22 protein-coding genes are annotated in these 19,027 nt (G+C 33.9%); 21 read left to right on the top strand and 1 reads right to left on the bottom strand.

The window, feature by feature from the left end:
* Nucleotides 1–173: 173 nt before the first annotated feature.
* From PI23P_RS03560 to atpG, 20 genes are all read left to right on the top strand, one after another.
* The gene (locus tag PI23P_RS03560) at nucleotides 174–533 is read left to right on the top strand and encodes a thioredoxin family protein (RefSeq protein WP_004569367.1); all 360 of its coding nucleotides are present in this window, start codon (nucleotides 174–176) and stop codon (nucleotides 531–533) included.
* 252 nt (nucleotides 534–785) lie between these two features.
* Nucleotides 786–1,124 (top strand): PadR family transcriptional regulator, encoded by a 339-nt coding sequence (locus PI23P_RS03555; protein ID WP_004569365.1) that lies wholly within the window; start codon nucleotides 786–788, stop codon nucleotides 1,122–1,124.
* 26 nt (nucleotides 1,125–1,150) lie between these two features.
* On the top strand, nucleotides 1,151–1,801 hold the full coding sequence (locus PI23P_RS03550) for a hypothetical protein (RefSeq protein ID WP_004569364.1): 651 nt from the start codon (nucleotides 1,151–1,153) through the stop codon (nucleotides 1,799–1,801).
* 4 nt (nucleotides 1,802–1,805) lie between these two features.
* Nucleotides 1,806–2,459: a hypothetical protein gene (locus PI23P_RS03545; protein WP_004569363.1), complete on the top strand. Its 654-nt coding sequence runs from the start codon at nucleotides 1,806–1,808 to the stop codon at nucleotides 2,457–2,459.
* 2 nt (nucleotides 2,460–2,461) lie between these two features.
* Nucleotides 2,462–3,112: a hypothetical protein gene (locus PI23P_RS03540; RefSeq protein ID WP_004569362.1), complete on the top strand. Its 651-nt coding sequence runs from the start codon at nucleotides 2,462–2,464 to the stop codon at nucleotides 3,110–3,112.
* Nucleotides 3,113–3,114: 2 nt separating this feature from the next.
* Nucleotides 3,115–3,789: a hypothetical protein gene (locus PI23P_RS03535; protein WP_004569361.1), complete on the top strand. Its 675-nt coding sequence runs from the start codon at nucleotides 3,115–3,117 to the stop codon at nucleotides 3,787–3,789.
* Nucleotides 3,789–4,487, top strand: coding sequence for a hypothetical protein (locus PI23P_RS03530; RefSeq protein ID WP_004569360.1), 699 nt, complete (start codon nucleotides 3,789–3,791; stop codon nucleotides 4,485–4,487). Before PI23P_RS03535 ends, PI23P_RS03530 begins: the two co-directional genes overlap by 1 nt.
* A complete protein-coding gene (locus PI23P_RS03525) occupies nucleotides 4,484–5,191 on the top strand; it encodes a hypothetical protein (protein WP_004569359.1) in 708 nt (235 codons plus the stop codon). The genes PI23P_RS03530 and PI23P_RS03525 overlap by 4 nt, the downstream gene beginning before the upstream one ends.
* 22 nt (nucleotides 5,192–5,213) lie before the next feature.
* On the top strand, nucleotides 5,214–6,707 hold the full coding sequence (locus tag PI23P_RS03520; RefSeq protein ID WP_238299970.1) for a DUF5687 family protein: 1,494 nt from the start codon (nucleotides 5,214–5,216) through the stop codon (nucleotides 6,705–6,707).
* 19 nt (nucleotides 6,708–6,726) lie between these two features.
* On the top strand, nucleotides 6,727–7,422 hold the full coding sequence (locus PI23P_RS03515) for an ABC transporter ATP-binding protein (protein WP_004569357.1): 696 nt from the start codon (nucleotides 6,727–6,729) through the stop codon (nucleotides 7,420–7,422).
* 144 nt (nucleotides 7,423–7,566) lie between these two features.
* Nucleotides 7,567–9,798 carry a type IX secretion system periplasmic lipoprotein PorW/SprE gene (porW, locus tag PI23P_RS03510; RefSeq protein ID WP_004569356.1) on the top strand — a complete coding sequence of 744 codons (2,232 nt, stop codon included), beginning with the start codon at nucleotides 7,567–7,569 and terminating at the stop codon, nucleotides 9,796–9,798.
* Between the two features lie 2 nt (nucleotides 9,799–9,800).
* Nucleotides 9,801–10,220 carry a bactofilin family protein gene (locus tag PI23P_RS03505; RefSeq protein WP_004569355.1) on the top strand — a complete coding sequence of 140 codons (420 nt, stop codon included), beginning with the start codon at nucleotides 9,801–9,803 and terminating at the stop codon, nucleotides 10,218–10,220.
* Nucleotides 10,186–10,404, top strand: a complete 219-nt coding sequence (locus tag PI23P_RS03500) for an AtpZ/AtpI family protein (protein WP_004569354.1) — start codon at nucleotides 10,186–10,188, stop codon at nucleotides 10,402–10,404. The genes PI23P_RS03505 and PI23P_RS03500 overlap by 35 nt, the downstream gene beginning before the upstream one ends.
* Nucleotides 10,397–10,786, top strand: coding sequence for a DUF6168 family protein (locus PI23P_RS12745; RefSeq protein WP_004569353.1), 390 nt, complete (start codon nucleotides 10,397–10,399; stop codon nucleotides 10,784–10,786). Before PI23P_RS03500 ends, PI23P_RS12745 begins: the two co-directional genes overlap by 8 nt.
* Before the next feature lie 74 nt (nucleotides 10,787–10,860).
* Nucleotides 10,861–11,994 (top strand): F0F1 ATP synthase subunit A, encoded by a 1,134-nt coding sequence (gene atpB, locus PI23P_RS03490; protein WP_004569352.1) that lies wholly within the window; start codon nucleotides 10,861–10,863, stop codon nucleotides 11,992–11,994.
* Between the two features lie 75 nt (nucleotides 11,995–12,069).
* Nucleotides 12,070–12,258: an ATP synthase F0 subunit C gene (gene atpE / locus PI23P_RS03485; RefSeq protein WP_004569351.1), complete on the top strand. Its 189-nt coding sequence runs from the start codon at nucleotides 12,070–12,072 to the stop codon at nucleotides 12,256–12,258.
* Between the two features lie 158 nt (nucleotides 12,259–12,416).
* Nucleotides 12,417–12,917, top strand: a complete 501-nt coding sequence (locus PI23P_RS03480) for a F0F1 ATP synthase subunit B (RefSeq protein WP_004569350.1) — start codon at nucleotides 12,417–12,419, stop codon at nucleotides 12,915–12,917.
* 6 nt (nucleotides 12,918–12,923) lie between these two features.
* A complete protein-coding gene (gene atpH, locus PI23P_RS03475; RefSeq protein ID WP_004569349.1) occupies nucleotides 12,924–13,481 on the top strand; it encodes an ATP synthase F1 subunit delta in 558 nt (185 codons plus the stop codon).
* Nucleotides 13,482–13,554: 73 nt separating this feature from the next.
* Complete coding sequence (atpA, locus tag PI23P_RS03470) at nucleotides 13,555–15,132, top strand: F0F1 ATP synthase subunit alpha (RefSeq protein WP_004569348.1); 1,578 nt, start codon at nucleotides 13,555–13,557, stop codon at nucleotides 15,130–15,132.
* Between the two features lie 69 nt (nucleotides 15,133–15,201).
* A complete protein-coding gene (gene atpG / locus PI23P_RS03465; protein ID WP_004569347.1) occupies nucleotides 15,202–16,068 on the top strand; it encodes an ATP synthase F1 subunit gamma in 867 nt (288 codons plus the stop codon).
* 178 nt (nucleotides 16,069–16,246) lie between these two features.
* Here atpG and amaB read toward each other — a convergent pair whose 3' ends face one another.
* Nucleotides 16,247–17,788: an L-piperidine-6-carboxylate dehydrogenase gene (amaB, locus tag PI23P_RS03460; RefSeq protein ID WP_004569346.1), complete on the bottom strand. Its 1,542-nt coding sequence runs from the start codon at nucleotides 17,786–17,788 to the stop codon at nucleotides 16,247–16,249.
* Nucleotides 17,789–17,899: 111 nt separating this feature from the next.
* Between amaB and PI23P_RS03455 the strand changes: the two genes are divergently transcribed.
* Entirely contained in the window at nucleotides 17,900–18,958 is a 1,059-nt protein-coding gene (locus PI23P_RS03455) for an isoaspartyl peptidase/L-asparaginase family protein (RefSeq protein ID WP_004569345.1), read from the top strand.
* Nucleotides 18,959–19,027: the final 69 nt, after the last annotated feature.

Here is a 19,027-nt window from a genome sequence, read left to right as displayed (position 1 = left end):
AGTTTTTTTAATAAAACCAAAGCTAATTATTTTGATGTGTTTTTTGATTGTTTTTAGCTTTTTTAACTTTTTAAATAGCACGAAGATGTAAGAGACATCATGTAAAACGACTATTTTTGTAGTGTAATTGAAAATCAATAAAAACAAAACACGATTTAGAAACGCTACCAAGAATGATAGAAAACTTAACAAAAGAGACTTTTTTAGAGAGAGTATACGATTTCGAAAAAAATAAAGAATGGAAGTTTGAGGGAAAAAGACCAGTAATCGTAGATTTTTATGCAAATTGGTGTGCACCGTGCATAACAATTGCATTTGCGCTAGAATTGATTTTAAAAGAATATGGAGATAAAATCGACATCTATAGGGTGGATACAGAAGCAGAGCAAGAATTAACTGCGGCATTCGGAATTAGAAGCAGACCTTCGCTTTTATTTTGTTCTGCAGAAGCAGCACCACATATCGCAAAAGGGATTATGCCAAAAGCAGAATTAGAACGAATGATTGCAGATATCTTAAAGGTGGAGAAGTAATTGAATTGTCGTAATTTTCCGATGTAGCGAAATCATTCTTACAAAATAAACATGCTTTTTAAAAGAATATAGATCCTGAAAAATACATTTCAGGATTTTTTTTATTTAAAAATAAACACCTAAGTGTTCTATGCATTACAAAATTATGTATATTTGGTTAACTACTTTAACGAAAAGCGAAAAAGAAAATGGTATTGTGTCTTCAATATTAAAATTGGACAAAAAACATAAATTAAGAGTCATATAATTAAAATGGGAAATCAGAAATTATTCAAAGGGTCTTTACAGACTATTATTTTAAAGTTACTTGCAAGTAATGATAAAATGTATGGATATGAAATTACACAAAAGGTAAAGGAGTTAACTAAGGGTGAGTTGCAAATTACAGAAGGCGCTTTGTATCCTGCCTTGCACAAATTAGAGGCAGACGGTTTGTTAGATGTTGAGGTTGCTAAAGTTGGAAATAGAATGCGTAAATATTATAAATTAACGGAAAGCGGAACGAAGGAAACGGTTAACAAGTTAGAGGAAATGCAAGAGTTTCTGAAGACTATGCAGCAATTGGTAAACCCTAAATTTAGTTTAGAGTAATAAAGAAGACGTTTTAAACAAGTCCTATGGAAAAGAAATACAAAATCACAGAAAAGCAATTGACTTTTCTGGAAGAATTTCTACTTAGAATATACAAAGACATTCCTGTTAAAACTAGAATTGAATTGACAGATCATTTAATTCTAGATTTTGAGGCAACTACTAGGAATGGGAATTTATCACAGTATCTATCTAATGAAATCGCGTTTATTAGAAAGTTTACTTCTACTAAAATAAAATTATATAAAAATTTATATAGAAAAGAAACATGGCAGTATTTTTTTAGTTTTTTTAAGGATTTAAACAAACTACCACATTCAGTTTTTGGTTTTATATTTTTTTATTCATTATCTGAAAGCTTGAGTAATTATTGGCTTTGGTTGGCTTACATGATTAGTTATTGTGTACTCTTTTTTCTTGTAATTTTTTATGGAATGATACATCAAAAAGCCCTAAAAAAATTAGATGAGGTTAAGTTTCTAGGAGCAGAAATTTGGTGGCTCTTTGTTTTAATAAATTTTGCCCAAGGATTAGATTTTATTGATTTTCTTACGCAAAATAGCCTCTTGTTTTCAGCAATATGGTTTTTAACTATTTTCTATAGTTATGCCGCCTATATGATTGTTAAAAAGCATGAAAAAATTATTATAAATAAATATAAGCACTTGTTAAACTAACACTATGGAATTAACAAAGGAGCAACTGCAAAGAGTAGCACACTACTTAAACGTAAAAGAGATTACTTACATTGATTTAAGAACAGAGATTTTTGATCATATTGTTTCAGATATTGAAGTAAAAATAATGGCTGAAAACTTAGAATTTGAAACTGCATTTTATGCGGTCACCGTCAAATGGAACAAACATTTAATACAGGAGTCGAGTTTTTATTTTGGACTTTCATATGCGCTGCCCAAAATAGTCTTAAACAACGCTAAAAAAGTATACAAAAAGTGGTTTTTTCTCTCGTTACTAGTTTACTTCATTCCCTATATTCTTTTAGACAATGTGAATATTACTTTTTCTAAAATTGCTATAAATGACTTAAACATATTTTTACAAATACTCACGGCATGCGCTCTAATGGTCTTCTTTGGGTTGTTAATTCTTAAATTCAAAGAAAAGAATAAAACCACCTTTAGCTTTATTTTAAAAACATTGAGTTGGAATTTTGGTGTAGGTTTAATGGTTTTATTTTATTTAAACTCTAACCCACAAGACGACTTGCAAAGGCTTCTTGTATCGTTTTCAGCAGCTTTTATTTTTATGACATACAGCTATTTTCATTTTTATAAAAAACATTTGGAAGCCGTTAAAAAACATAAAATTTCGTAGTTATGGAAATCACAAAAGAGCAACTACTGCAGGTAGAAGTATACTTACAGCACAAAGACTTCGATTTTATCGATTTAAATGTAGAGGTTTTAGACCACATTATTTCTGATATTGAAAGCTTACTTGTTAAAAAGTATTCTTTTGACAATGCTTTTAAAATAACCATTTTAAAATGGGAAAAGCATTTTAAAGAAACGTCTAGTTTTTACCTGGGGTTTCATTATTCGGAGTCTAAAATAGTGGTAAAGAAAGCAATTAAGATGTTCAAACCCTTTTATTTTTTATATCTAGCAGCATATATACTGCCAGTTATCTTTTTAAAGTTAGTGCCTATTCAGATTGCGATTGCATTCGCAGAGAGCATCAATAGTTTGTTGTTCTGTACTTCTTTAGTGATGTTGAGTTATTTGGTATTTATTTTTTTTAAAACCGTTAACTCTAAAGTAAAGACAACCTATCGCTTTATTTTAAAAACGCAGTATTTAGGACTCGTTTTACTAATTACGGGTGCTACAATGGGGGTCTTTAGAGAAAATGGAGAAATGAATCCTGTTTTTACTGGTTTTATTTGTGGAGGCTTTGCCATTGTTTTTATTTGCCACCATTTCTATAAAAAACACATTGAAGCCATTAAAAAGTGTAAAATTTTGTAACAATGGAAATCTCAAAAGAACAGCTTTTACAAATAGATAAGTATATGTATGCTTGTGGTATTAAATTTCACGACGTTAGAATAGAAATTGTAGATCATTTTGCAAATATTCTAGAGCAAAAATTAGTCGACAATCCAGGTTTAAATTTAGAGCAAGAAATTATAGAAATTCATAAAAACTTTAGTGACAGCGGTTTCAGTAAATTATTAAAAGAGAAAACAAAGTGGGTAACTAAAAAGTTTTACAAGCAGACGCTCAAACATTTTATTGCTTTTTTTAAATTGCCTAAAATTATTTTTTCTGCGGCAACTTTTTACGGCTTATTTTTACTAATGAATGAATTCGGAAATAAAGAAAACTTCTTTAACATTTTACAAGGTGTGGCCTTGCTTTTATCTTTTCGATTGCTATTTAATGTGAATATTAGAAATACTAAAAAAGAGCAGTTTTTATCAATAAACATGACTCATAGTTTCTTTAATGTGTTTTATCTTTTGGTGATGCTTTTTAGATTTCTCGACAGTCAAATGCTTTTAAACCTATTAGGGGGATTTTATCAAATCTTTCACATTGGAGCGTATGTTTTACTGTTTTTGTTTTATTGGTCTGGAGAATATGTCTACCGTCAGAACAAAATAGAAGTTCAAAAACAATATCCAAATATTTTAGTCTCATAATGGAGTTAACAAAAGAGCAAATACAATTTATAGACCATCGCTTAGAAAAGGAGGGCATAAAATATTGGGATGTTAGAATAGAAATGTTAGCTCATATAGTGTCTGGGGTGGAAGAGAAATTAAAAGCAGAAAACACTCAATACGAATTTAAAGGAATAGTGCAAGATGCTTTTGTTGCGCTCGGTTGGAAAAATAATTTTAATGGAGGCGGTTTTGATGACTTAAACAAGCAAGGCTGGAAAAATGCAAACAAAAGGTATCGAAAAATATACCACCAAGGTTTTGTAGACTTTTTTAAAAATTATTTAAGCCTTTTAGTGCTAGGGGTCTTTTTGCTTGGGATTTATTTTTTGTCAGAGGTATTGTTGCATAAAACATTTTTGAAAGTAAGTTATAGTATTTTCTTTTCACCAGCAGTGCTTTATATCTATTTGTTCTATAAAACTTGGAAAAAGAAATATGGAAAATCTGTACATAGAGACTACGCTTTAACCTATTTATTACTATCGTTCTTTCTGTTAAACGGAGTAATGAATTTCATGACAATCGATGGAGACTTTGCTTTTCCAATAACATATCACAAACCAATATTATTTTTTATACTTCCTTTGCATTTAATTTTAGTGTATGCAGGTTACGGGGTGTATAAGAAAGGAATGGGTAAAGTAGAACATATGAGAAAACAACGATTGTCATGAAATTAACAGAAACCCACATACAAGAGCTCTATAAATTTACCAGAAAGCATTACGTGTATTTCTATGACGTGCAATCAGAATTGGTAGACCATTTGGCAAACGATATTGAAGATATTTGGCAGGCGCAGCCTAATTTGTCATTTCAAGATGCGCGCGATACGTCGTTTAAAAAATTTGGAATTTTTGGTTTTATGGATGTTATAGAGGCCAAACAAAAACAAATGAATAAGCGCTACCGTAAAATTTTATGGCGCTTTTTTAGGGAATGGTTTACCATGCCTAAATTGGCAGTGACCAGTAGCACTTTTTTAATTATCTTTTTCTTTTTTAAACTTCCACATTCAAAATATATATTGCTTGGAGCATTGCTGTGCCTCGCTATTTTTGATTTGACAAGGCAGTACAGATCTCGAAAAAAGCAACAAAAAAAAACAAAGAAGAAAGAGAAAATATTCTTACTGGAATCTATGATTGGAGAAACACGCAATGGTTTTTCAGGGGTTGCATTTGTAAATCTTTTTAATTTTATACATTTATCTAGAGTTTCTTTTAATTCGCTTGAAAATCATTGGTTGCTCCTTCTTTCTCTTTCTGTGACCTTATTGATTTTAATGTTTTACGTGACAGCATATTTAATTCCACAAAAAGCAGAGGAATTGCTAATAGAAACTTATCCAGAATATAAAATGGTGCAACGTCTGTAACAATTCTTATTTTAAACTACTAATGAGTAACCAAACCAATCACAATTATATGATTTCACATTTTTTAAAATTAGAATGGAAACAATTTTTCCGTTCCTCACATTGGCAAAAAGGAATTGCATTAAAAATAATAATGGGATTTTTTATGGTGTATTTTATGGTGGTCTTCTTAGCGATTGGTGTCGGAGGGTATTACATTCTAAAAAAATTATACCCCGCTTTAAATCCGCTGCAATTAATAAACTCTTATCTTTTGTATGTAGTTTTAGGAGAGTTGGTTGCTAGGTATCTAATGCAGACCCTGCCAGTAATGAATATAAAGCCTTTATTGATGCTCCCCATAGAACGAAGCACTCTGGTGCATTATGTATTAGGGAAGTCGGCAATTTCTTTTTTTAATATTATTAGTTTGTTTTTTTACATTCCCTTTGCTGTTGTTTTGATTATTGAGGGGTATGATACAGTTGGTGCTTTAGGTTGGTTGCTAGCAATTGTATTAATGACACAGTCTGTAAATTTTTTAAATTTTCTAATCAATAAAAATACCACTGCTTTAGGTAGTATTGTCTTTTTACTTTTAGCAACCATAGGCTTGCAAAAATTTGGTGTTTTTGATATTAGTGTTTTTGGTGGTCAAATTTTTGATGCGGTATATGCAAATCCTGTCTACGCTTTAATTGGTTTTTTGATTGTTGGTGTCTTGTATAATTTGAATTATAAACAGTTAAAAAGCCTGGTGTATTTAGATGAAGCAGTTTCTCAAAAAGTAGAGGAAGCAACCTCTGTAGATTTATCTTTCGCAAACAGACTGGGGGATGTTGCGCCTTTTATAAAAAATGACATCCGTTTAATTTGGAGGAATAAGAGAACAAAAACAGTCTTTTTAATGTCGTTTTTGTTTTTGCTCTATGGGCTTATTTTCTTCACACAAGAGGCGTATAAAGAAATGCCAGCGTTGTTAATGTTTGCATCTTTATTTATTACGGGGGGCTTTACTTTAAATTACGGTCAGTTTATTCCTGCATGGGATAGTGCTCATTATAAGATGCTGATGAGTCAGAGTTTTAAGTACCGGAAATTTTTGGAGTCGAAATGGATTTTGATGGTAGTAATGACCTCAATTTTATACTTATTAAGTTTTCCATATTTATATTTTGGATCTAAGATTTTTTTAATGATTACGGCAGGCGCTATTTTTAATATTGGTTTTAACTCACTCTTTTTATTGTACGCAGGTTCTTTCAATAGGAAGAAAATTGACTTAGGTAAAAGTGGTTTTGGAAACACACAGGGCACAAGTGCTACGCAGTTTCTTATCATTATACCACTCATGTTGTTGCCGATGTTATTGTTTTGGGTTTTCAATACGTTTGTTGGTTATAATATGGGTTTTATCGTAGTTGCCTCTGTAGGAATTATCAGTTTTCTATTGAGAAAATCCGCGATGAACTTTATCGAAAAAAAATATATCAAAGACAAATACGCAATGATTAACGCTTTTGGAAAAGAGGCATAATTAAAATAAAAAACACAGTATGATTACAATAGATACAATTTCAAAGAAATACGGGAAGGCAGAAGTTTTAAGTGTTGCATCCATAGAAATTCCTACGGGTCAAAGTTTTGGTTTGGTTGGAAATAACGGTGCAGGTAAAACAACGCTATTCAATGTTATTTTAGACTTAATAAGACCCACAACAGGCAGTGTTACGAGCAATAATATTGTGGTAAGTGAGAGTGAATCCTGGAAAAATTTTACAGGGTCTTTCATTGATGAATCTTTTTTAATAGGATATTTAACTGCAGAGGAGTATTTTCAGTTTGTGGGAGATCTAAGAGGGATGAATGTTGCGGAAGTAAATGCATTTATTGGTGGATTTGAAGATTTTTTTAATGACGAAGTTATTGGAAAGAAAAAGTATCTGAGAGACTTGAGTAAAGGAAATCAGAAAAAAGCTGGAATTGTTGCCGCGCTTATGGGCAATCCAGAAGTGGTAATCTTAGACGAACCTTTTGCCAATTTAGATCCAACGACTCAAATTCGCTTAAAGCAGGTCATTAAAAAATTGACAGATACGAGTACGATCACAGTTTTAATTTCTAGCCACGATTTAACACATGTTACTGAAGTTTGTGAACGTATCGTTGTTTTAGACAAAGGTCTTGTAGTTAAAGATCTTTCAACATCAGCAGAAACTTTAAAAGAGCTAGAGCTTTATTTTTCAGTATAGTTGAGGTAAAATTTTGATTGAATAACGGGTTTAGTTTAAAATTTACAAGTCTATTTTAGGCGATTCTTATTTTATTGTTATTTTTACACGCTGACGAATACTATTTTCAAATGAAATTAGTTTTAGATAAGAGTTTCTTAATCCATGGAATACATAAAAAAAACATTTCTATATCTCTTCCTTTTTGCAACACTATGCTCTTGCAGTGCAAAAAAAGACGCAGTTACGAGTAGAAATTATCATGCATTCACCTCCTATTTTAATATTTTATTTAACGGCGAAGAGGCTTTTGACAATGGAATACAAGCCATTAATGAAGGGTATAAAGACGATTGGTTCCAGCAATTGCCCATCGAGCCCATTGTTTTTGATGATCGAAAAATAGCAATACCAACTTTTAAAGAAGTAGCTCCTGAAGCGCGCTTTAGTTTAAACAAAAAAACGGAAGTAAGCGAAGAGATAAAAAACGAGAATTCTTTTGAGAGGGCGGAAGAAAAAGCAGTAAAAGCAATTCAAAAGCATGGGATGTATATTGACGGTTTAGAAAGAAACGGTCAAATAGACGATGCTTATTTATTGTTGGGAAAGTCTCGGTATTATTCGCAACGCTTTGTTCCTGCGATAGAGGCATTGAATTACGTGATTGCTAATTACCCGAATGCCAGTTTAATTGCAGAAACTAAAATTTGGCGTGCAAAAGCAAATATTAGGATGGGTAATGAAGAACTCGCTATTGAAATAATGAATCTTTTGTTGTTTGTAAAAGATACTTTAGAGCTTGATTTTGACCCCGAAATTAAAGAACAGGCAAATACAGCTTTAGCAATGGCCTATATTCAGTCGGACAGCCTACATAAAGCAAAAAAGCACTTGATACTAGCAACAAGAACGCGAAAAAATAGAGACCAAGCAGCTAGAAATATGTTCGTTTTAGGGCAGATGTATGCAAAAGAAAATAAAAAGGACTCAGCAGCAGCAGTTTTCAACCAGTTAATAGCATTTAAACGGGCACCTAAAAAATATAAAATTCATGCAAATTTAGCGCTGGTTAAAAATGTTTCAAATGATTCTCTTTCGAATGAAATTTTAGAGCGGCTAGAGCAATTAATAGATGACAGAGAGAACAGACCTTACCTAGATCAGTTGTACTACGAAGTTGCTGGGTTATACGAAAAAAAAGATAGTGTAGGTCTTGCAGTGTCTTACTATAACAAATCCTTACAAGCGGAAACACAGGAAGTTCAGCAAAAAAGTTTTACATACGAGAATTTAGGAAATTTATATTTCCGGAATTCAAATTACCAGTTGGCAAACAGTTATTACGACAGTGTTTTAAAGGTTGCTTTAGACACTTTAGATTTAAGGATTCGAAGGGTAAAAAGAAAATCTAAAAACTTAGCTTCTTTAGTTAATTTTGAACAGCTTGTTGCAGTTAATGACAGCATTGTAAAAATAGCCGCGTTGTCAAAAGAAGGACAAGTAACTTTTTTTCAGAAGTATATAGACGGTTTAAAAGATGCAGATGAAGCGGCTGCGCAGCTAAAGTTGAATCAAATTGCTTTCGGTGGAACTTCAAATGCGCTCGCATCTTCCAACAAAGGAAAATGGTATTTTTATAATTCACAATCTTTAAATTACGGGAAAACATCTTTTCAAAAAGTGTGGGGAAACAGAAAATTAGAAGACAATTGGCGGTGGTCAGAAAAAGCAAGTTTTATTTCTAAAAGCAAAGATTCTTCGGTGGTAAAAGCAAAAGATGTGCGATATGATTTGGAGAGCTATATAGCAACCATTCCAATATCAAAACAAGAAATAGACAGCTTAAAGTTTCAGAGGAATCAAGCTTTGTACGAGTTGGGGTTAATTTATAAAGAACAGTTTAAGAATCCACAAGTAGCAATTCTAAGACTCGAAAGGGTTGCAGGTTTGCAACCAAAAAACGAATTACTATTGCCAATTAATTGGCACTTATACCAAGCTTATACGGACTTAGGTGCGGTTGTGAAAGCAGACTTTTATAAAAATGTAATACTTACGGAGTATTCAAATACCGTATTTGCTAAAATTATAAAAAACCCAGGAGAAAAAGCAACGTCTTCCATAAAAGTAAACGAGGCAGCAAACCTTTATAAAGAATTTTATTACCTTTATGAAAAAAGAAAATATAGAGAGGTCGTAGCAAGCGTCAATGAAGCGCTGTTAAAGATACGTGCGGACAAATTATTACCAAAATTTGAATTATTAAAGACTTTTGCAATTGGTAAGCATTTAGATAAAGAATCATACCAGAAAGCATTGGAATTTGTTGCTGTGAATTATGGAAATACAGAAGAGGGGAAAAAGGCAAAGGAAATTTTAAAACAATTAGCCAAATAGTTATGTTTAATAGTAAATCCAAGCAGCAAATAATGCAAAACCAGAGAACTATGGAAAGAAATGTAATTGCAAAGAATACTACATTTGTAGGAGAGGTCACTTCAGAGGGAGATTTTAGAATAGACGGTGTCTTAGAAGGAACTTTAAAGACCAATGGCAGAGTTATTATTGGTGCAGAAGGCTTTGTAAAAGGGACCATAGAGTCTAAAAACGCAGACATAGAGGGTAAATTTTCGGGCCAACTTTCTGTGGCAAACACATTGACTATAAAAGCAACTTCAAACATTTCTGGAGATGTAATTGTTTCAAAACTTTCAATAGAGCCTGGGGCAACATTTAATGCAACCTGTGCAATGAAAGGGGCTTTAAAAGAGTTAAATAAAGGAAATGAAGGAAAAAAAATCTCAGAAAAAACCGCTTAACAAAGCCATTCAGCTTTCTGGAGCAGGTTTGCAAATGGGTTTTACAATTTATGTAGGTTTTCTTTTAGGAGAGTGGTTAGACAAGAAATTAGAGCTGTCTTTTTTAACAACTACGTTTACGTTAGTTGCTGTTTTCTTAGCAACATACGTACTTATAAAACAAGCAACTAGGATTAATGATTAGACGGTTTGGGTGCGTGTTTTTAGTTTTCATTACGCTGGGGGTTGTTAGCCTGTATGCACATACTGAAATTTTAAAAAGCCAGGAAAAAATTCTTCCTTATGCTTTGAGTAAACTGTATTTTTTTCATGCAGGGTTTTCAATTTTAATTTGTGTTAATTTAGAGTTGTTGGTGGCCTTTAATAAAGGAGTATCGCAGTTAGGATATCTATATTTAGGGGCATTATTTTTAAAAATAGTCCTTTTTTTAGCAGTTTTTTATCCGGTTATAATAAACGGTGAAAATGGACTGTTATCCTCAAAACTATCTTTGTTAATACCCACCTTTATCTTTTTATTCACAGAAGTATATTTTGTTGTAAAAATTTTAAATAGGAAACAGTAAATTTTTTTTAAAAAAGTTTATAATTTTGAATTATTACGTATCTTTGCGCCGAATTTAGAAAGCGTATTTTTACAATGAAGGTTGCACAAAAAACAATCAAGTTTCTTACAATAGCAGTAATAGCCATTATTACAAGTACAACTTTTGCATCAGAAGCAGGCGAAAAAGGCCAGCCTCAAAGCGATGGTGGTCAAGTAAATACACAGGCAGAAGTAAAAGCTTACATCAAACATCACCTAAAGGATTCCCACGATTTCACGCTTTTCTCCTATTCTACAGATGCAGGAGAAAGAAAGCATTTCGGTTTTCCGTTGCCAGTAATTTTATGGTCAAGTGAAGGTTTGGTTGCTTTTATGTCTTCAGAATTTCATCATAATGACGATGGACACGTACTTGTGGAAAAGAAAGGGTTGAAATTTGCGAAGATTCACAGCAAAATCTATGAAATAGAAAAAGGAGCCGTTGCCGTTTCTTTTGACAAAAGCGAGCACGCAACAAATGCACAAAAACCGTTAGATTTATCAATTACAAAAAGTGTTGTAGGCATTTTGTTTGCAGGGTTTTTAATGTTGTTTGGATTCTCTAGATTAGCAAGGCAATATAAATCAAGAGAAGTACCACGGGGATTTGGAAGGGTTTTAGAACCTTTGGTAATTTACGTTAGAGACGAAATAGCGCGGCCAAATATAGGTGAGAAGAAATACAAAAAGTTCATGGGATTTTTGTTGACTGTATTTTTCTTTATTTGGATCTTGAACTTATTGGGATTAACACCGTTGGGATTTAACGTTACTGGTCAAATAGCTGTAACCGTTTGTTTAGCCTTGTTTACAATGGTCATTTATATGACGAATGGAAGTAAAGATTTCTGGGCACATACTTTATGGATGCCAGGAGTTCCTTATATATTAAGACCAGTATTAGCAGTAATAGAATTGGCAGGTTTTGTTTTAATCAAGCCTTTCTCATTACTAGTGCGTTTATTTGCAAATATCACAGCAGGGCATTTTGTGGTAATGAGTTTAATTGCATTAATGGTTACAATGAAAGAAGCATTTGGGCCAGTAGCGTCTACAGGCATGTCTTTAGTGTTGGCACTATTTATTATGGTTATTGAAATTTTAGTGGCGTTTTTACAAGCATTTATTTTTACGATGTTGTCGTCATTATTTATTGGTATGGCCGTGGAAGAGCACGAGCATCACTAGAAAACCTTGGTGAAAGCCAAGTAAAAAGGAGAATTAGAATTTGTTTAATTAATATTTATTTAAAAATCATTTAGTATGTACAATTTAATTGGAGCAGGATTAATCGTAATCGGAGGAGGAATTGGATTAGGTCAAATTGGGGGTAAAGCAATGGAAGGTATTGCACGTCAACCTGAGGCAGCTGGTAAAATTCAAACTGCAATGATCATCATTGGTGCCTTATTAGAAGGATTAGCATTTGGTGCATTAATCTTAGGGAAATAGTCTTCCTAAAAAACAAGAACATTTTTCTGCAACGGTTGGTTGCAGAAAGTGTTTTTAATTGCTATGTTACAGAAATTACTTCCGAATTTTTCGGGATAAAAGAATGCTAAAGAGGGTTCTTTTAAATTAAACAAAAAATAATATAACTAGTTTACAGAATGGAAACTTTATTAAACGATTTTTCACCAGGGTTGTTCGTTATGCAGATTGTCATCTTAATAATTTTATTATTTTTGATGAAAAAATTTGCTTGGAAACCAATTTTAAACTCTTTAGAAGAAAGAGAAACGGGTATCGAAGAAGCCTTAGCTGCAGCAGAAAATGCACGTAAAGAAATGCAAAACTTGCAAGCAGATAACGAAAGATTAATAAAAGAAGCAAGGGCAGAAAGAGAGGAAATTATGAAAGAGGCAAGAAGCATTAGTGATGTTTTAATTGCAACAGCGAAAGAGGATGCAAAAGAGGTGACTTCAGGTTTGATTGAAAAGGCACAGTTAGTAATTAATCAAGAGAAGCAAGCTGCTTTGGCAGAAATCAAGAAAAGTGTTGCCGAGTTGTCTATCGGAATTGCCGAGACCGTTATTAAAAAAGAATTATCCAATAAAAAAGAGCAGTTAGCGTTGGTTGAAGAGCTCTTAAATGATGTGACTTTAAATTAAGAATAAATGAAAGACGCAAGAGCAGCAATACGATATGCGAAAGCAATCTTAAACCTTGCTAAAGATGAAAAGTCAGAAATAGCAGTAAATGACGATATGTCATTAATATCTGCTACGATTGAAGAGAATAGAGATTTAGCCGTAATGCTAAAAAGTCCTATTGTAAAAGCATCTGATAAAATCAATGTATTGAATGCATTGTTTGAAGGCAAAGTAAATAATGTAACTTTGGGTTTGTTTCATTTATTAAGGGAGAATAAGAGAATTGCAATGTTAAATTCTATTGCAAAGAAGTACACGCTTATTTTTGATCATTTAATGCATATGCAAGTTGCCATGGTAACCACTGCAGTTGCATTAACAGAAGAAGTAGAGAAACTGGTTTTAGAAAAAATTATAAGTTTAACAGGGAAAAAAGCAAATATAGAGAATGTTGTAAATCCTGCAATCTTAGGAGGTTTTATTCTGCGTGTAGGAGACGTGCAATACGATGCAAGTATCTCAAATCATTTAAACGAGTTAAGAAGGGAGTTTGACAACAGTCAATATGTTCCAAAAATATAAGTGGTTATAAGCTTTTAGTGCTGTGCAATCTGCGCATTTCTCAGAGTGAAACCCCAAAGCAAATTTTAAAAAGATGGCAAGTATTAAACCAGCTGAAGTATCAGCAATTTTAAAACAACAGTTAACAAATTTTGAAACAAAAGCTACTTTAAATGAAGTAGGTACTGTTTTACAAGTAGGTGATGGTATCGCACGTGTTTACGGTCTATCTAATGTTCAATACGGTGAACTCGTAGAATTCGAAGACGGATTAGAAGGGATTGTATTGAACTTAGAAGAGGACAATGTAGGTGTTGTATTATTAGGTGCTTCTACTGCAATTAGAGAAGGTTCTATTGTAAAACGTACAGAGAGAATTGCTTCCCTAAAAACGGGTGAAGGAATTGTAGGACGTGTTGTAGATACTTTAGGAAACCCGATTGACGGTAAAGGACCTATCGAAGGGAAAACGTATGAAATGCCTCTAGAGCGAAGAGCTCCAGGTGTAATTTACAGAGAGCCAGTAACCGAGCCACTACAAACGGGTATCAAGTCTATTGATGCCATGATTCCTGTGGGAAGAGGGCAACGTGAATTAATCATTGGAGATCGTCAAACCGGAAAATCTACAGTGGCTTTAGATACGATCTTAAATCAAAAAGAATTTTTTGATGCTGGTCAACCAGTATATTGTATCTATGTAGCAATTGGTCAAAAGGCTTCTACTGTTGCAGCAATTGCAAATATGTTAGAAGAAAAAGGGGCAATGGCATACACCACAATTGTGGCAGCAAATGCATCTGATCCTGCAGCAATGCAAGTATATGCGCCTTTTGCGGGAGCTGCAATTGGAGAGTATTTTAGAGATTCAGGGAGACCTGCTTTGATTATTTATGACGATTTATCGAAGCAAGCTGTTGCGTATCGTGAAATTTCTTTATTGTTAAGAAGACCTCCAGGACGTGAAGCGTATCCAGGGGATGTTTTTTACCTACACTCAAGATTATTAGAAAGAGCTGCAAAAGTTATTAATGATGATAAAATTGCAGGTGAAATGAATGATTTACCCAATTCTTTGAGAGGAATCGTAAAAGGTGGAGGTTCTTTAACAGCATTGCCAATTATTGAAACACAAGCAGGAGATGTTTCTGCATATATTCCAACAAATGTAATTTCAATTACAGATGGTCAAATTTTCTTAGATGGAGATTTGTTTAACTCAGGTGTTCGTCCAGCAATTAACGTAGGTATTTCGGTATCGCGTGTTGGAGGTAATGCTCAGATTAAAGCAATGAAAAAAGTATCTGGTACTTTAAAATTAGATCAAGCTCAGTATCGCGAATTAGAAGCGTTTGCTAAGTTTGGTTCCGATTTAGATGCAGCTACCATGAGTGTAATTTCAAAAGGACAGCGAAATGTTGAAATTTTGAAACAAGCGCAGAATGATCCTTTCTCAGTGGAAGATCAAATTGCAATTATCTATGCAGGTTCTAAAAACTTGTTGAAAGAAGTTCCAGTAAATCAAGTGAAGAAATTCGAGAAGGAATATATCGAATATTTAAATGCAAAACATAGAGATACTTTAGATGTATTAAAATCTGGAAAGTTAACACCAGAAGCAATTGCTGTGTTAGAAGCAGCAGCGAAAGACATTTCTAAAAATTATAATTAGAAGTTAGGTATTGGTAGCGTTATTTGTAGCGCTACCACTATTTAATTATGGACAACTAGTTACGTACATATGGCAAACTTAAAAGAAATACGCAATAGAATTACCTCTATTAAATCAACAATGCAGATTACATCTGCTATGAAAATGGTTTCTGCTGCGAAGTTGAAAAAAGCACAAGATGTAATTACGGCAATGAGACCGTATTCATTGAAGCTAACTGAACTGTTGCAAAATTTAAGTGCAACTTTAGAGAGTGATGCGAGTGGAGCATACGCAACAGAAAGAGAAGTTTCAAAGGTTTTAGTAGTAGCAATCACATCAAATCGAGGTTTGTGTGGTGGATTTAATTCTTCTATTACCAAGACTGTTGTTAGAACAATTGGCGAGAAATACAACAAGATATCGGTAGACATCCTTGCTATTGGTAAAAAAGGGGGCGATGTTTTGTCGAAAGCACACAGTGTTATAGGTAATAGAAACGATATTTTCGATGATTTAACTTTTGAAAATGTAGCAGTAGTTGCAGAAGAGTTAATGGAATTGTATGCAAACGGTAGCTACGATAAAATTGAAATTGTGTACAATCAGTTCAAAAATGCAGCAACCCAAATTCCGCAGGTAGAACAGTTTTTACCAATCAAGCCAGTAGAATTAGAAGGTGCAAGTGCAGTAAAGGCGGATTATATTTTTGAGCCTTCGAAAGAAGAAATTGTTGAGGCTCTGATTCCTAAGTCTTTAAAGAATCAGTTGTTCAAGGCGTTAAGAGATAGTTTTGCTTCAGAGCACGGAGCAAGAATGACAGCAATGCACAAGGCAACAGACAACGCAACAGATTTAAGAGATGATTTACTGTTAACATACAATAAGGCACGTCAAGCATCAATTACCAATGAAATTTTAGAAATTGTTGGTGGTGCAGAGGCACTTAAAAATTAAACGTAGCGTTTGTGAAGTTAAATTTATCAGCAGCAGAGGCACTTAAAAATTAAACGTAGCGTTTGTGAAGTTAAATTTAATATCAGCTGAATGTTGAAAGACGAGTCAGTCTTTGAACTTAGATCATAAAAAAAACCCAACTCAATTGAGTTGGGTTTTTTATTACTATGTTATTATTTTATAGATCAAATTTAATGCCTTGCGCTAAAGGCAATTCATCAGAATAATTAATCGTGTTTGTCTGTCTACGCATGTATACTTTCCAAGCATCAGAACCAGACTCACGTCCACCACCAGTTTCTTTTTCACCTCCAAAGGCACCTCCGATTTCTGCACCAGAAGTTCCAATATTTACGTTTGCGATTCCACAATCTGAACCAGCATAAGATAAAAATTTCTCAGCTTCTTTAAGCTCGTTGGTCATAATTGCAGAAGACAACCCCTGTGCAACGCCGTTTTGTTGTAGGATTGCGTTTTCTACTTCACCAGAATATTTCATTAAATATAAAATTGGAGCGAAAGTTTCGTGTTGTACAATTTCAAAGTGATTGTCTGCTTCTATAATTGCCGGTTTCACATAACATCCAGATTCGTAGCCTTCACCTGTAAGAACGCCGCCTTCCACTAACATCTTTCCACCTTCTGCTTTTGCTTTTGCAATTGCAGCTAAATAGGTGTTTACAGAATCTTGGTCAATTAAGGGTCCGATGTGATTCTTTTCATCTAGCGGGTTTCCAATAGTTAATTGTTGGTAAGCACCCACTATGGCATCTCTAACTTTATCGTAAACGGATTCATGAATGATTAGTCTTCGGGTTGAAGTACAACGCTGTCCGCAGGTTCCTACAGCTCCAAATACTGCGCCGGGAACCACGACTTTCAAATCTGCAGTTGGGGTAATAATAATGGCATTGTTTCCACCTAACTCTAACAAAGATTTTCCAAAGCGCTGCGCAACAGTTGCGCCAACAATTCTTCCCATATTTGTAGAGCCAGTTGCAGATACTAATGGCATTCTCGTATCTTTCGTCATCATTTCACCAACGGTATGGTCACCATTGATAATAGAAGAGATTCCTTCAGGTAAATTGTTTTCTTTGAGGACCCCAGCAATAATATTCTGACAAGCAATTGAGCATAGTGGTACTTTCTCAGAACCTTTCCAAACACAAACATCACCACAAATCCATGCTAAAGATGTATTCCACGCCCATACAGCAACGGGGAAGTTAAATGCAGAAATTATGCCAACAACACCAATTGGGTGCCACTGCTCCCGCATAACATGTCCTGGACGCTCAGATGGCATGGTTTGACCGTTTAATTGTCTTGATAAACCGACAGCAAAATCACAGATGTCAATCATTTCCTGGACCTCACCGTAACCTTCTTGCAAAGATTTTCCCATTTCATAGGAAATTAATTTTCCTAAGGGCTCTTTTAGCTCTCTTAATTTATTACCAAATTGACGTACAATTTCTCCTCGCTGCGGAGCTGGCATGTTTCTGAAAGACAAATAAGCTTCGCCAGCAGTTTCCATTACCTTTTCATAGTCTTCTTTGGAAGTTGCTTTTACTTTTCCAATGAGTTTTCCATCAACAGGAGAGTAACTTTCTATAAGCGCTCCGTTAGAAAAATTATCAGACCCCGTAGCAGTTCCGTTATTAATTTCTTTTACACCTAATTGCTTTAGGGCTTCTTTTATTCCAAAATCTGTCATTTCGCAGTTCCGTTTAAGTTGTTTAAATTAGTTCCTCGAAATTACGAAATATTTTACGAACAAATAAATTAAACAAAAAACATATTATTGTTTGATTTTAAACAAATTACTATGAGAAAATTATTATTTACAGTGCTCTTACTAAGTTTTGGTTTTGGATGTCAAAATAATTCGGTATCCGTATCGATAGAGACTGATGTTGAAAAGAAACAAAATGAATTTGCAATTATACTACATGGGGGGGCAGGAACTATTTTAAAAGAAAATATGTCTGATGAAATGGAGAAAGCATACCAAAAGAAATTAGAACAGGCAATTCGAACCGGGTATACCATTCTTAGAGACGGAGGTAGTAGTCAAGAAGCTGTTGTTAAGACGATTCAAGTGATGGAAGATTCACCTTTGTTCAATGCTGGGAAAGGTGCTGTTTTTACGCACGAAGAAACCAATGAATTAGATGCTTCTTTCATGGAGGGTAAGACTTTAAATGCCGGAGCAGTAGCGGGTGTAATGAATGTGAAAAGTCCCATTGCTTTGGCGGTTAAGATCATGACAGATTCTGAGCATGTGATGCTTTCAGGAAACGGTGCGTCGCAATTTGCGAAAGAAAAAGGATTGGAAATTGTAGCTCCTAGTTATTTCTATACGGAAAAGCGTTTTAAGTCTTTGCAAAGGATAAAAGATAGGGCAAAAACAGCTTTAGATCACGACGATCCCAAAGCTGCATTTTACGATGCCGATATAAAAAACTCAAAGTTTGGCACCGTGGGATGTGTTGCATTAGATAAGGCTGGAAATATTGCTGCTGGGACGTCTACAGGAGGAATGACAAATAAGCGCTGGGGAAGAATTGGAGATGCGCCAATTATTGGTTCAGGAACCTATGCAAATAATAAAACTTGCGGAGTTTCTTCTACTGGTTGGGGCGAGTATTTTATAAGAAGTCAAGTGGCTTACGATATTTCTGCACAAATGGAGTATCAGCAAAAAACATTAAAAGAAGCTACAAAAGATGTCATTCAAAATAAATTAACAAAACTTGGGGGCACCGGAGGTGTTGTTGCTTTAGATAAAAACGGAAATATGTCTTTTGAATTTAATACTGCAGGAATGTATCGGGCTTCTATGAATGATAAAGGAGAATTGGTTCTCAAAATTTATAAAGAGTAACATTTTTTTATGGATATTTTATTTTAAAAGGGTAAAAGAGTGCGCTGAGAAGTCTTATTTTTGTGAAGC

Origin of the sequence: Polaribacter irgensii 23-P (assembly GCF_000153225.1) — a bacterium.
Taxonomy (GTDB): Bacteria; Bacteroidota; Bacteroidia; order Flavobacteriales; family Flavobacteriaceae; genus Polaribacter; species Polaribacter irgensii.
This window is presented reverse-complemented; position numbering and strand designations above follow the sequence as displayed.